13 protein-coding genes are annotated in these 14,033 nt (G+C 42.0%); 10 read left to right on the top strand and 3 right to left on the bottom strand.

What is annotated here, in order from left to right; translation table 11 throughout:
• Window positions 1-7: 7 nt before the first annotated feature.
• From FXV77_RS02790 to purE, 3 genes are read left to right on the top strand one after another with little or no spacing between them, the layout of a single operon-like run.
• Entirely contained in the window at window positions 8-502 is a 495-nt protein-coding gene (locus FXV77_RS02790) for an NADH-quinone oxidoreductase subunit B (protein WP_148917688.1), read from the top strand.
• An 18-nt stretch (window positions 503-520) separates the two neighbouring features.
• Window positions 521-1,663 carry a 5-(carboxyamino)imidazole ribonucleotide synthase gene (locus FXV77_RS02785; RefSeq protein WP_148917687.1) on the top strand — a complete coding sequence of 381 codons (1,143 nt, stop codon included), beginning with the start codon at window positions 521-523 and terminating at the stop codon, window positions 1,661-1,663.
• Between the two features lie 2 nt (window positions 1,664-1,665).
• Window positions 1,666-2,175, top strand: a complete 510-nt coding sequence (gene purE / locus FXV77_RS02780; protein WP_148917686.1) for a 5-(carboxyamino)imidazole ribonucleotide mutase — start codon at window positions 1,666-1,668, stop codon at window positions 2,173-2,175.
• Window positions 2,176-2,182: 7 nt separating this feature from the next.
• On the opposite strand, the gene FXV77_RS02775 is transcribed toward purE, so the two are convergent.
• On the bottom strand, window positions 2,183-2,773 hold the full coding sequence (locus FXV77_RS02775) for an RNA polymerase sigma factor (RefSeq protein ID WP_148917685.1): 591 nt from the start codon (window positions 2,771-2,773) through the stop codon (window positions 2,183-2,185).
• 283 nt (window positions 2,774-3,056) lie between these two features.
• Complete coding sequence (glyA, locus tag FXV77_RS02770) at window positions 3,057-4,328, bottom strand: serine hydroxymethyltransferase (RefSeq protein ID WP_148917684.1); 1,272 nt, start codon at window positions 4,326-4,328, stop codon at window positions 3,057-3,059.
• Window positions 4,329-4,501: 173 nt separating this feature from the next.
• On the opposite strand from glyA, the gene FXV77_RS02765 reads away from it, so the two are divergent.
• From FXV77_RS02765 to FXV77_RS02735, 7 genes are all read left to right on the top strand, one after another.
• Complete coding sequence (locus tag FXV77_RS02765; protein ID WP_148917683.1) at window positions 4,502-4,855, top strand: HesB/IscA family protein; 354 nt, start codon at window positions 4,502-4,504, stop codon at window positions 4,853-4,855.
• Between the two features lie 133 nt (window positions 4,856-4,988).
• Window positions 4,989-8,405 carry an isoleucine--tRNA ligase gene (ileS, locus tag FXV77_RS02760; protein ID WP_148917682.1) on the top strand — a complete coding sequence of 1,139 codons (3,417 nt, stop codon included), beginning with the start codon at window positions 4,989-4,991 and terminating at the stop codon, window positions 8,403-8,405.
• Between the two features lie 2 nt (window positions 8,406-8,407).
• Window positions 8,408-8,794, top strand: a complete 387-nt coding sequence (locus FXV77_RS02755) for a TraR/DksA family transcriptional regulator (protein ID WP_130141500.1) — start codon at window positions 8,408-8,410, stop codon at window positions 8,792-8,794.
• A 68-nt stretch (window positions 8,795-8,862) separates the two neighbouring features.
• Window positions 8,863-9,513, top strand: coding sequence for a lipoprotein signal peptidase (locus FXV77_RS02750; RefSeq protein WP_148917681.1), 651 nt, complete (start codon window positions 8,863-8,865; stop codon window positions 9,511-9,513).
• Window positions 9,514-9,626: 113 nt separating this feature from the next.
• A complete protein-coding gene (locus FXV77_RS02745; protein WP_246162183.1) occupies window positions 9,627-10,583 on the top strand; it encodes a M20/M25/M40 family metallo-hydrolase in 957 nt (318 codons plus the stop codon).
• Window positions 10,571-11,494 carry an SDR family oxidoreductase gene (locus FXV77_RS02740; RefSeq protein WP_148917680.1) on the top strand — a complete coding sequence of 308 codons (924 nt, stop codon included), beginning with the start codon at window positions 10,571-10,573 and terminating at the stop codon, window positions 11,492-11,494. The genes FXV77_RS02745 and FXV77_RS02740 overlap by 13 nt, the downstream gene beginning before the upstream one ends.
• Before the next feature lie 13 nt (window positions 11,495-11,507).
• Window positions 11,508-12,032, top strand: a complete 525-nt coding sequence (locus FXV77_RS02735) for an acyl-CoA thioesterase (RefSeq protein ID WP_148917679.1) — start codon at window positions 11,508-11,510, stop codon at window positions 12,030-12,032.
• Window positions 12,033-12,057: 25 nt separating this feature from the next.
• Here FXV77_RS02735 and FXV77_RS22390 read toward each other — a convergent pair whose 3' ends face one another.
• Complete coding sequence (locus FXV77_RS22390; RefSeq protein WP_148917678.1) at window positions 12,058-14,031, bottom strand: fibronectin type III domain-containing protein; 1,974 nt, start codon at window positions 14,029-14,031, stop codon at window positions 12,058-12,060.
• Between the last annotated feature and the right edge of the window lie 2 nt (window positions 14,032-14,033).

Here is a 14,033-nt window from a genome sequence, read left to right as displayed (position 1 = left end):
TTAAAGCATGGATCAAGCACAAAATGGAGGAGTAATCATTGCGAAAATGGACGATTTGCTGAATTGGGCAAGATTATCGTCTATGTGGCCGGTCAGTTTTGGAATTGCGTGTTGTGCGATAGAGATGATGGGTGCCATGGCGTCAACATACGATCTGGACCGATTGGGCGTATTTCCCCGTCCTTCTCCCAGACAATCGGATGTGATGATCATAGCGGGCACCGTAACATTTAAAATGGCGGATAGGATAAGGAAACTCTACGAGCAGATGCCGGAACCCAAATATGTCATATCAATGGGTTCCTGTTCGAACTGTGGAGGTCCATATTGGCAGCATGGTTATCACGTGGTGAAAGGTGTCGATAGAATTATTCCTGTCGATGTATATGTACAGGGATGTCCACCGAGACCAGAAGCATTAATAGGTGCATTTTTAGAACTTCAAAAGAAAATAGAAACAGAGAATATATTACAAGATCAATATTTTTCTGAACACGCTTAATATATTTTTAAAAACACTATGGCAAAAGATTTTTATGGTGAGTTGCAATTAGGGATTCTTGGTGGCGGTCAGTTGGGCCGTATGCTCATACAAGAAGCCATCAATTACAACGTAAACGTGCATATACTAGATCCAGATAAAAATGCGCCCTGCCGTAAATTATGTAACCGCTTTGAATGTGGTTCATTGAGTGATTTCGAAACAGTCTATAATTTTGGCAAGGATTTGGACATGATTACTATCGAAATCGAAAAAGTGAATGTAGATGCTTTGGAGAAACTTGAGGACGAAGGTGTTGTGGTATATCCACAATCCCGAATCATTCGATTGATTCAAGACAAAGGTATGCAAAAACAATTCTTTAAACAGAACGATATTCCGACAGCAGCTTTTCAGCTTATTTCCAATAAAGAAAATTTATACGAGACGGTTATCCCATTACCCTATATGCAGAAGCTTCGCAAGGACGGCTACGATGGTAAGGGTGTAAAGAAAATCAATAGTACAGCAGAAATAGAGCATGCTTTTGAAGAGCCTTCTTTGGTGGAAGAGTTGGTGGATTTTGAAAAAGAGATTGCGGTAATTGTTGCCAGAAATGATAAAGGAGATGTATCCACCTTTCCTCTAGTGGAGATGGAGTTTAATCCCGATGCTAACTTGGTAGAGTTCCTGATTTCACCATCGACATTGTCCTTTGAGATCCAAACGCAAGCTGATGAAATAGCGAAGAAAATAGTAGAAGACTTACAAATTGTCGGTCTCCTGGCGGTTGAAATGTTCCTAACAAAAGAAGGTGAGATTTTAGTAAACGAGCTCGCCCCTCGTCCACACAACAGTGGACATCATACCATTGAGGGAAATATGACGTCGCAATTTGCACAGCATTTACGTGCCATTTTCAATCTACCGTTGGGGGCTACGACAGCGAGAACGAATGCGGTAATGATAAACCTGCTAGGCGAACCGTCGCATGAAGGTCTTGCCAAATATGAGGGCGTAGAAGAAGTACTTGCCGTTGAAGGTGTGTTTGTCCATTTATATGGAAAAAAATACACGAAACCTTTTCGCAAAATGGGGCACGTATGCATTGTAAATGACGACCGCGAGTTAGCGATAAAAAATGCACGGTGGGTGCAGGAAACATTAAAGGTAAAAGCTTAAAAATGAATCAAGAAAATAGTACACAAGTGGGCATAATCATGGGAAGTAAGTCCGACCTTCCCGTGATGCAGGATGCTATCGATATTTTGAAAAAGTTAGGGGTAACTTTTGAAGTTTCTATTGTTTCGGCCCATCGTACGCCCGAGCGGATGTATGAATATGCAAAATCAGCCGCGACACGTGGGTTGAAAGTCATTATTGCAGGCGCTGGCGGCGCTGCCCATCTTCCGGGGATGGTTGCTTCTATTACCCACTTGCCCGTGATCGGTGTTCCGGTAAAATCGACCAACTCTATTGACGGTTGGGATTCGGTGCTCTCTATTTTACAAATGCCTAATGGGATTCCCGTAGCAACTGTTGCATTGAATGCGGCAAAAAATGCTGGAATTTTAGCCGCTCAGATTTTGGCTACCTCTTCCGAGGAATTAGCAAAATCTGTATTGGCATTTAAAGCAGACTTGAAAGCAAAAGTAGAAGAAACTGCTGAAGAAGTAGAAAACACGAAATTCTAACGAGGATTTATCCCATATTCAGCATCATATTATGCTCCTCAATCATTTTTCGCAAATTATTGAGGGCATAACGCATCCGGCCAAGTGCTGTATTAATACTCACATCGGTGATTTCCGCAATTTCTTTAAAGCTCATATCACAAAAATGGCGCATGATAAGAACTTCCTTTTGATCGTCGGGTAATTTTTGAATAATCTTCCTCAGATCTACATCGCGCTGATTGGTCATTAATTTAAATTCCGCGTTATCATCAGCAAATTCCAATACGCCAAAAATATCATATCCCTCGCTACTCACTACCGTTGGATTTCGTTTTTCTTTCCGGAAATGGTCAATCACCATATTTTGAGCAATACGGACCACCCAAGGTAAAAATTTCCCTTCTTCGTTATATCGTCCCGATTTCAATGTTTTGATAACCTTTATAAAGGTTTCTTGAAAGATATCTTCTGCAAGATATTCGTCTTTCACTTGTAAGTAGATGGATGTATATATTTTCGACTTATATCTATTTAGCAACACCTCTATTCCCGATTCATCCCCCGATACATAAGCCTGAATCAACTCAAGGTCACTCTTTTCTTTTATTTTTTTCATAGTAAATCCCCAGATTTATGTTTGAATTTATTCTAAAGAGTAAAGTGTATTATAGGCGTCCTTTCGTTTGTTTAATCATATCTCAAAGCAAGTGAAAAATAACGAACATTCAAATTAAACGATTATTTTTTAACATTTATTCACACATCTTTCACTTTTCCAACATATAACAAATAAGCTACGGAAATAGTTTGCTTATATACGGTTTTAAATAACAAAATACATAAAAAAGGTGAGCAAAAATATGCTCACCTTCTCCTTATAACCTAATATTATATAGCTATTACTTATATAATGGAAACTGTGCCATCAAAGCTTTCACTTTTCCGTGAATAGCATCTAAAGCACTGTCATTTGCACGGTTTGCCAACGCTTCATCAATCAATTCACCGATTTGGATGATGTCATTTTCTTTCATACCGCGTGTGGTAACAGCTGCTGTACCAAAACGTACACCTGAAGTGACGAATGGTGAACGTGTATCAAATGGAACCATGTTTTTATTCGTCGTGATGCCGGCTTTGCCCAATACCGCTTCTGCTTCTTTACCGGAAATATCCTTATTACGCAAATCGACCAACATCAAATGATTGTCTGTACCGCCCGAAATGATCTTGTAGTCACGGTCAACAAAGAATTGAGCTAATGTTTGCGCATTCTTCTGTACTTGTTTAGCATATTCCAAGTATTCATCACCCAATGCTTCTCCATACGCAATAGCTTTAGCCGCAATGGTATGTTCCAAAGGTCCTCCTTGCGTACCCGGGAACACAGCCAAATCCAACAATTGTGTTATCGTGCGGATTTCTCCTTTCGGTGTTTTAATTCCCCAAGGATTTTCAAAATCCTGGCCGACCATAATCATACCACCGCGAGGACCACGCAACGTTTTGTGGGTGGTTGTGGTCACAATATGACAATGTGGAAGTGGATCACTTAACAGACCTTTTGCAATTAATCCAGCAGGGTGCGAAATATCCGCCAATACGAGTGCTCCTATTTCATCAGCTACTTTACGAATACGGGCGTAATCCCAGTCGCGAGAGTAGGCAGAAGCACCGCAGATAATCATTTTAGGTTTTTCGCGCAACGCCGTTTCTTCTAATTGTTCATAGTCGATAAGCCCTGTGTCTTCTTTTACTCCATAAAATAACGGTTGGTAAATTTTACCGGACAGGTTTGCAGGCGAACCGTGGGTTAAGTGCCCACCATGAGAGAGGTCAAGTCCTAAAATTTTATCGCCTGGTTTTATTGTCGCCAAGAAAACCGCCGCATTTGCCTGTGCACCTGAGTGAGGCTGTACGTTAACCCACGCAGCACCAAATAATTGTTTTGCACGGTCGATAGCAATCGTTTCAATTTCGTCAACCACTTCACAACCTCCGTAGTAACGTTTTCCGGGCAAGCCTTCCGCATATTTATTCGTTAAAACCGAACCGGCGGCTTCCATCACTTGTTTACTTACAAAGTTTTCTGAAGCGATCAATTCGATGCCTTCTTCTTGACGCTTTAGCTCATCGGCTATTAGGTTAAAAATGACCTGATCTCTTTCCATTATGTTATTGTTAAGGAGTATGATAAAAAACTTTTAAATTTTGCTGCAAAGATAATATAAATCCATAAAAAAGTTAGTAATGTTTTATTATTGTCAAAAATAGACAGTCTCCAAAAGCTTCTTTAAAAGAAAGATGTAAATTTGTAACAGCGAAATACATTAAACGACACATCATGAGTACAGAAACCACAACAAATACCGCTCCCGTAACGTTGACTGAAGGCGCTGTAGCGGAACTAAAAAAGTTGATCGACCAACAGGAAATCGGTGCAGATTTCGGCTTGCGTGTTGGCGTAGAAGGAGGAGGTTGCTCGGGCATGAGTTATATACTGGGTTTTGACCAAAAGAAAGACGGTGACAGTGAATATAGGATAGCGGGCCTTCGTGTTTTCATGAATAAGGCGCATGGCCTCTATTTGGCTGGTATGGAAATAGATTTCAAAAGCGGTCTGGATGCACGCGGTTTTACGTTCAACAATCCGAACGCTACGAGCACTTGCGGCTGCGGAAGTTCGTTCTCTGCATAATTCAAAGGCGGATGTAAAGGTCTGCCTTCGTTTTTGAAACCAATACCTTCATTACATAATCCACACTACAAACTACTATTTTCCATTTAAAATCACTAAATTAGCGACCTTTAAAAAACAATCGCAATTTCGGATGTACAAGGAATATAAGCAGTTAAACTTGCCTGAAATAGGTAGAGAAATACTAGAACGGTGGGAATCGAACAATATCTTTGAAAAAAGTATATCAAATCGTCCCGCCAACAAACCCTATACTTTTTATGAGGGGCCTCCATCCGCCAATGGTATGCCGGGTATCCACCATGTGATGGCGCGCTCGATTAAAGACATTTTCTGTCGCTATAAGACCTTAAAAGGCTTCCAGGTGAAGCGTAAAGGTGGATGGGATACGCATGGATTGCCTATTGAGTTGGCTGTCGAAAAAACATTGGGTATTACCAAAGAAGATATCGGCAAAAAAATCAGTGTCGAAGCTTATAATGATGCATGTCGAAAAGAGGTAATGAAATATACCGACGTATGGAATGACCTTACCCAGAAAATGGGCTATTGGGTTGATCTTAGCGATCCGTACATCACCTACCAGAACGAATATATCGAAACGCTATGGTATTTGTTGAAAGAGCTTTACAAGAAAGGTCTTTTATACAAAGGTTATACCATACAACCTTATTCTCCCGCGGCTGGAACAGGTTTGAGTTCACACGAGTTGAACCAACCGGGAACATACAAAGATGTAAAAGACACCACTATCGTTGCTGAATTCCGGCTAGACAAAACACAGATACATCCGCTCCTGACCACTTTGTTGGATTCGGAAGATGAAGATGTAGCCTTCATTGCGTGGACAACAACCCCGTGGACATTGCCGAGCAACACTGCATTAGTCGTTGGGAAAAACATAGACTACGTTAAGATAAAAACATTTAATCAGTACACTGGGCTACCGGTATCGGTCATCTTGGCGAAGAATCTTATTGCGAAACATTTCAAAACAGAAGGACAGCAAGCTTCTTTCCAAGAATACAAAGTCGGAGATAAAGTGATCCCCTGGGAAATTGCTGCAGAATTTAAAGGAGAAGCATTGATCGGCTTGCGTTACCATCAACTTTTACCTTATATCACAAGCGAAGAGCTGGTAGAGAAAGCGTTCCGAGTGGTGGCAGGAGATTTTGTCACAACAGAAGACGGTACGGGTATTGTACATGCTGCACCAACATACGGGGCAGATGACTTCCGGGTTTGTAAGGAGAATGGTGTTCCAGCCATTTTAGTGCGTGATGAGCATGGCAAAGATGTACCAACAGTAGACCGTACCGGTCGTTTCGTAAAAGAAATAACCGATTTCGCAGGCCGTTTTGTCAAAGAAGAATACTATTCCGCAGAAGAGCGAGCAGATAAAGATTTTCGTCCTACAGACGTCTTGATAGCCATCAAACTGAAAGAAGAAAACAAGGCTTTTGACGTTAAGAAATATGAACACACCTATCCCCATTGTTGGCGCACGGACAAACCAATATTATATTACCCGTTGGACAGTTGGTTTATCCGTACAACAGCGGTAAAAGACAAGTTGGTGGCATTGAACCAAACCATCAACTGGAAACCGGAAGCGACCGGTTCTGGCCGTTTTGGCAACTGGTTAGAAAATCTGGTGGACTGGAATCTCTCCCGCTCCCGTTATTGGGGAACACCGCTTCCGATTTGGCGTTCGGCGGATGAGAATGAAGAGATATGTGTGGGCTCCTTGCCAGAGTTAAGAAAACGGTTGGAGCGTAGTATACAGTCGGACGTATTGAGTACAGAGGAGAAAACAATAAACCAATCTTATCTGGATAAATTTGAAACAGATGCGCTAGATCTACATCGTCCGTATGTAGACGATATTGTTTTGGTTTCTGAAAATGGACAGAAGATGTTCCGAGAACTGGATTTAATCGACGTGTGGTTTGATTCGGGAGCCATGCCGTATGCGCAATGGGGAATTGACCATGACAAACTAGCTCGTGGAGACAAATATCCTTTCAAAGACGGATACGAGGATGCTTTTCCGGCGGATTTCATTGCGGAGGGTGTAGACCAAACCCGTGGTTGGTTTTTTACACTTCATGCGATTTCCACGATGATCCATGGATCGGTAGCCTTTAAAAACGTCGTATCTAACGGTTTGGTATTAGACAAGAACGGCAACAAAATGTCTAAGCGTTTGGGCAACGCCGTTGATCCGTTTGTTACTATTGATAAATACAGTGCGGATGCAACCCGTTGGTATATGATCAGCAACGCAGCACCGTGGGATAACCTTAAATTTAACGAAGAGGGGCTAGATGAGGTTCGTCGTAAATTCTTCGGTACCCTGTATAACACCTACGCTTTCTTTGCACTATATGCCAATATCGATAATTTTAGCTATAGCGAACCGGATATCGCTATAGAAAAGCGTCCGGAAATAGATCGTTGGATTATTTCTTTATTGAATAGCTTAACCAAAGAAGTGGATGCATATTATGCTGACTTTGAACCTACCAAAGCCGCACGTGCCATCCAGAATTTTGTCGATGAGCATTTAAGCAATTGGTACGTACGTTTGTGCCGCCGCCGTTTTTGGAAAGGTGATTATACCGAAGACAAGATATCGGCATATCAGACCCTATACACCTGTCTGGATACGGTATCGAAGTTGATGGCACCTATCTCACCATTCTTCGCTGACCGTTTATATCTCGATTTGAATGCAGGCACCGGAAAAGAACCATACGAATCAGTGCACTTGGCAGATTTCCCAACCTATCATACAGAACTAGTGGACAAGGATCTGGAAGAACGTATGGCATTGGCACAAGATATATCATCTTTGACATTATCCTTGCGGAAGAAAACGGGAATTAATGTTCGCCAGCCACTAAATAAGATTTTAGTCCCCGTACTGGATAACGCTTTTCAAGAAAAAGTTGAAAAAGTCAAAGAACTTATTCTGTCAGAAACAAATATTAAAGAAGTATCTTTTATTACGGATACAGCGGGAATAATTAAAAAGAAAATAAAGCCAAACTTTAAAGTTCTCGGGGCAAAAGTAGGAAAGGATATGAAAATGGTTGTTGCGGCTATCCAGTCCTTGAATGATGCACAAATTGGATCGTTAGAGCAGGAAGGATCGTTAAAGTTAGAAAGTACCCCCTATAGCATCCAACCGGAAGACGTAGAAATTATAGCAGAAGATGTTGCCGGATGGCAGGTCGCCAATCTGGGGAAATTAACCGTGGCGTTAGATATTCATATTACACCAGAATTGAAAAAAGAAGGGTTGTCTAGAGAATTGATTAACCGCATCCAGAATCTCCGCAAAGAGAAAGGTTTTGAGGTGACGGATAGAATTAAAGTGACAATTACTCAAAATACTGAAATACAAGAAGCTGTAGAAAATAATTTATCGTATATTTGCACCGAAATTCTAGCAAACGCTATTGATTTTGTAGAAGCATCGTTGGAGTCTGGAGACACTATCGAGATCGATGGTAAGGAGTTAAGAGTAATTGTTGATAAAATTTAATTATGGAAATGAGTACAGAAAAAACGCGCTACAGTGATGCCGAACTTCAAGAATTTAAAGAAATTATTCTTGCAAAACTTCGCGTAGCAAAAGAGGAACTGGCGGCTTTGACATCTTCGTTAAGTAGCAGTAACGCTAATGGAACAGATGATACGGCTGGAACATATAAGACATTAGAAGATGGTTCAGCGACGTTAGAGAAGGAACAAACAAACCAGCTTGCAGCTCGTCAGAAAAAATTTATTGACAATCTAGAAGCCGCCTTGGTACGTATTGAAAACAAAACATACGGTATCTGTCGCGAAACCGGTAAGCTGATCCAAAAGGAACGTTTAAAAGCAGTACCACACACGACGTTGAGCATTGAAGCGAAAAACAAACAGTATTAACAATTAATAGGAGATAGAATGGAGATGTTCAAAATACAACGTTTAAGCATCTCCATTTTTATATATTTATGAAAGGCTATAACCGACCACTCTTACTGATCGCCATTATCTTGTTCATTGACCAAGTATCAAAATTTTGGGTAAAACTCAACATGACTATTGGACAGGATTTTAATATCATAGGCAATAAGTTTCTCATCCATTTTATTGAGAACAATGGAATGGCCTATGGTATGGAATTTGGCGGAGAGTTCGGAAAACTTTTTCTCACCCTGTTTCGGATCGTTGCTGTAATCGGTATAGGATATGGATTACATTATATGGTTAAAAACAAATATCATCGTGGTTTTATACTCAATGTGGCACTAATTTTTGCAGGTGCACTGGGAAATATCATTGATTCCACTTTTTACGGTGTGATATTTAGCGAGAGTACATTCTACAACACAGCCACCTTATTTCCAGAGAGCGGAGGATATTCGTCGTTATTTCACGGGAAAGTCGTGGATATGCTTTATTTCCCCTTGATCGAGGGTAATTTCCCCGATTGGTTCCCAATTTGGGGAGGAGAACATTTCCTCTTTTTCCGCCCGGTATTCAATATCGCTGATTCAGCTATTTCTGTTGGGGTATTCCTTATTTTGATTTTTCAGAAACGTTATTTCAAAGAGGAGCACGTGGAAAAAGAAAGCGTAAACAGCGAAGTTTTGGAAGATTAAGTATATTTCCTCTGTTAGAATGTTTTCAATGGTAGAGGAGAGCGAAATTAAATTCATTTTATATGTATATAGATTATATTGCATATAAAAATGAATTTATTTAGGTTTGGGGCATGAACATGAAGGCCCCATTTTCTTTTTATATAATCGCGCTACACTTCCTATTATTTGTATCCGCCCAACCTGTACTTGCGCAGATTAAACAAGAAAACCTAAAAAAACACATCTATTATTTAGCGGACGACAACATGAAAGGTCGTGGCATCGGCTCCAAACAGGTTAAAAAAGCAGCCAGATACATTGAAAAACATTTTAAACAATATGGACTCGAGCCAAAAGGAGAAATAGGCTATCGCCAGCCCTTCGAAGCGCGGGTACGCCGTGTCGTAGTAAAAGACAGTATTCGCCAAGCAGACAATGTTATTGGCTACATTGATAACGATGCCCCGTATACCATCATTATCGGCGCGCATTACGACCATTTAGGAGACGGACGTCAAGGTGGCTCAAGGGACTCGCTGGGCGTGGGCGAAATACATAATGGTGCAGATGACAATGCATCTGGTGTTGCCGGGCTATTGGAGCTTGCCCGCCATTACAGCAACAATGCTATCACGGAGCCTTTCAACTTACTATTTATTGCTTTCGGAGCGGAAGAACTTGGATTAATAGGCTCCCGATACTTTACGGAGAACCCTACGATTCCGCTGGAAAACATCCATTGGATGTTAAATATGGACATGATTGGCCGCTATAATCCCGATAATGGTGTTGCTGTTATCGGCTACGGAACGAGTTCCAAATTCCCGACAATTTTTGAAAATATAACAAGCGATATTAAATTTAACCTCAGTCGTGACGGAAACGGTGGTTCTGACCAAACTTCCTTTTATAGAAAAGATATTCCCGTTTTGTTTTTCCATACCGGTGGGCATGATGACTATCATAAACCGGGAGATGATCCGGAAAAAATTGACTATAACGCATTAGAATCTATCTTAAAGCTGGAAATTGATGTCATCGACAATTCCATGAAACAGGACAAAATGGATTTTCAATGGACGAACTAAAACAAACGATTCTTATTACGGGTGCGAACGGGTTTCTCGGGCAGAAGCTCATTGAAAAGTTAATCGATAAATCGCAATACCGTATAGTCGCTACTTCTAAAAGCGAAAACAGGAATTTTATCCGGGAGGGTTACACCTACATCCCATGTGATTTTACAGACATGGATGCGCTTCAGGCATTATTAGATGAAGTTCAACCAGATAAAATCATCCATACCGCAGCTATGAGTAGCGTAGAGGCTTGCGAAAAAGACCCCACACTATGTGAAAAGGTAAATATCGAAACCGTTTATCAATTGGGGCAATATTGTGCGCGACATGACAAGCATCTCATCCACCTATCGACCGATTTTGTATTTGGTGGAAAAGAAGGCCCCTATAGGGAAAGTGATAAGACGAACCCTTGTAATGCATATGGAGAAAGTAAAGTGACGTCTGAAACACGTTTATCATCCACCGGTTGTCGTGCCGCGATCCTGCGTACTATTTTAGTGTACGGCATAAATGGAGATCGCAATCGTTCCAATTTGGTACTTTGGGCAAAGAAACAAATGGAAGATAACAACCGCATCAACGTCGTAAGCGATCAGTGGCGTATGCCTACTTTCGTAGATGATTTAGCGGATGCCTGTATCCTTGCAATAGAAAAAGAAGCGACCGGTATATATCATATCTCCGGCGACGAAATGATGTCTGTATTGGACGCCGTTTACCATATCGCAGATTTTTGGCATTTGGACAGGTCGCTTATTAATCCAATCCGCGCCGTTGATATCGGACAAGAAAACAATCGTCCGAGAAAAACCGGCTTCATTCTCGACAAGGCAAAAGCAGAATTAGGCTACTCCCCTACTCCGTTTATAAAATCGCTAGAGGAAATAAAACAGCAGTTTAGTTTTTATAACAGATAACGACAACAAACGCATGAATAAAAAATTCGCAAAAGAATCCTATACGGAAATGAACGAACTTGTACTTCCGAACGATACCAACACTTTTGGCAATCTAATGGGCGGACGATTATTATACTGGATGGATATTTGTTCGGCTATGGCAGCCCAAAAGCACTCCAATAGCCCCGTAGTAACCGTATCGGTGGATAATGTTTCGTTTAAACGCTCCATCAAACTAGGAGAAGTGGTTACTATACAGGCAAAGGTTTCCCGCGCATTTAGTTCGTCGATGGAAGTACGCATGGAGATTTTTGCGCATAACCTACCAGAAGGCACCCGTATAAAATCAAATGAAGCGTACTATACATTTGTGGCTATTGATGAAAACACGAAACCTCGAAAAGTCGCCGAACTGGTTCCGGAATCGGAGGAGGAAATAAAGCTCTTCGACGAAGCTTTACAGCGTCGCGAGCTACGATTGATCCTCGCCGGTAAAATGGCAGTCAAAGATGCGAAAAGTATCACGTCATTGATCAGTGCCATGAAGACCGTATAATTTTACCCTTTTAAAGATCGTCCTTTCAGGGACTATATATCACTTCTTCACTCCAATCGCTTTCCATCTCGTCTTGGTCGACACAGGCGACATAATAGAGATAGTTATTTCCTTGTTTGACGTCTGTGTCTTCGATAGCGGTTAAGTTCCCATCAAGTGTTTTGTATAGTACCGGTGGCTCCGTGTTGACGACCCGGTAAATATGGTACTTCTCTATAGGTGCTTCGCTCCCATCCCAAGTTAGGTACACTTTCCCCTTGTTTTCCATGACTCTTACCTTTAGTGGCGGTAGCAACTTGTCGGGGATACGTTCAATACTGATCGCTGTGCTCAATGCGCTTTGGTTTTCATGGATAGAGACCGCCTGTACCGCGTAATCATACATATCGTTTGCCCGCAAGGTATCCACAAATTCATTGATTTCGACGGTGGCAACCGGTTCTTTAGGAAACTGCGCACTATCTTTAAGTTTTCGATAGACATTGTAGTGGTCGATGCTTCCCTCCCACCTATCCATATCCCGCCAAGTGATAGACACCGTGTTTTGATCCATCCAGATAGCTTGTAATCTATCGGGAGCAGACATCCTATGATTCTTGCTCTCGGGAATACTGATAGCAATCAGTTCAGACATCGGGCTCAAGGACTGGGTCTTGGATACGGCTGTGATGCCATAGTAGATTACTTCGCCGGCATCCGTTGCTGTACTGTCCAGAAAGGTCGTGACGCTATCCTTTTCGTAGGGAATCATGTTGCTCACCTGTTGTAATTCTCCGTTGCGACCTACAGCACGGTATACGTAGTAACCATCTACATGGAGGCTGTCCTGGTGCATCCAACTCAAGCCGGGCTTACCGTTCATGATTTCACCCCGTACGGAATGGGGCGGAACGAGATTGACTACTCCTTGATATAAACCCGACGTACGTGCGGAGGCGAACGACATATTGGATTCACCTTGAATCAATACCTGATAATAATAATCTGTTCCACCGATGACATCATAATCGATATATTCCGTATCCGTTACGGGCAATGTTGCCAGCAACGCATAACCGGTATCGTAGTCCGCACTTTTGTAGATGACGATGTTTTGGAGAGAAAAACGCTGATCCAGTGAATCCCAGGTAATGCGAATGCCTCGGTCTACGGCGGCCGTATTGATATTAAAGCCTGCATTGACATTACGATTCCCCCCTACCTGCAGCGATACGGTATCGGATGCGATACCGAGATTGCCCATGAGGTCTTTACCTCGGATAAAATAATCGTATCGCACACTTTGGAGGACGGTCGTATCCTGCGTAAAATAGATGACAGAATCCTGGGTTTCATTAAGGACCATCCCTTTGGTCGTATGGATCTTTTCAAAATCGTCAAATCCACCACTTACCTTTCGGTATACTTCAAAGCTGGGTGCTCCGTTTACAATTGATGAATGAAACCTAAGTTCGGGATAGCCCTCACCCGGATCGACATCAAAGCTCCGCATCGCCGTGAAATCAATCGTGTCTAGTCGGTGGACAACAGAACCGTTGTACCGATCACCGTCTTCGTTTTCGATAATATAATCATAGCTTTTACCCAACGCTACCGACGTATCGAGAAAGGCTAGCCCGACGTACAATTTGAGGTGGGGAGCAGGCGCCGTCACAAACTCGATCTGGGTCTCTGGATTATGCCAGTAGCTCCAAAGCATATTGACCGTGGAATCCGAGAGTGGTGAGGAGTCGGGCATATAGAACAGCAGATCATTGATCCGCTTACCCAGTTCCTTGGCCGAGCGAACCGGATCGTGCTGCAAGACCGGTTGGTATTCAGCTTGCTGATTTTCCTTCCGTAGCACGACATAGCCTTTGTTGCCAAAGTCCATATTGTTCAGATCGGCGTAGATACCATTCGGCGTGCTAACCATGTTGATGACGGTGGCCTGCTCTTGCCCGGACAAGCTATTTGCATAAAGCAAAATAACACTAAAAAAACAAACTATATTTTTCATCT

Origin of the sequence: Sphingobacterium phlebotomi, assembly GCF_008180195.1 — a bacterium.
GTDB classification, from domain to species: Bacteria; Bacteroidota; Bacteroidia; order Sphingobacteriales; family Sphingobacteriaceae; genus Sphingobacterium; species Sphingobacterium phlebotomi.
This window is presented reverse-complemented; position numbering and strand designations above follow the sequence as displayed.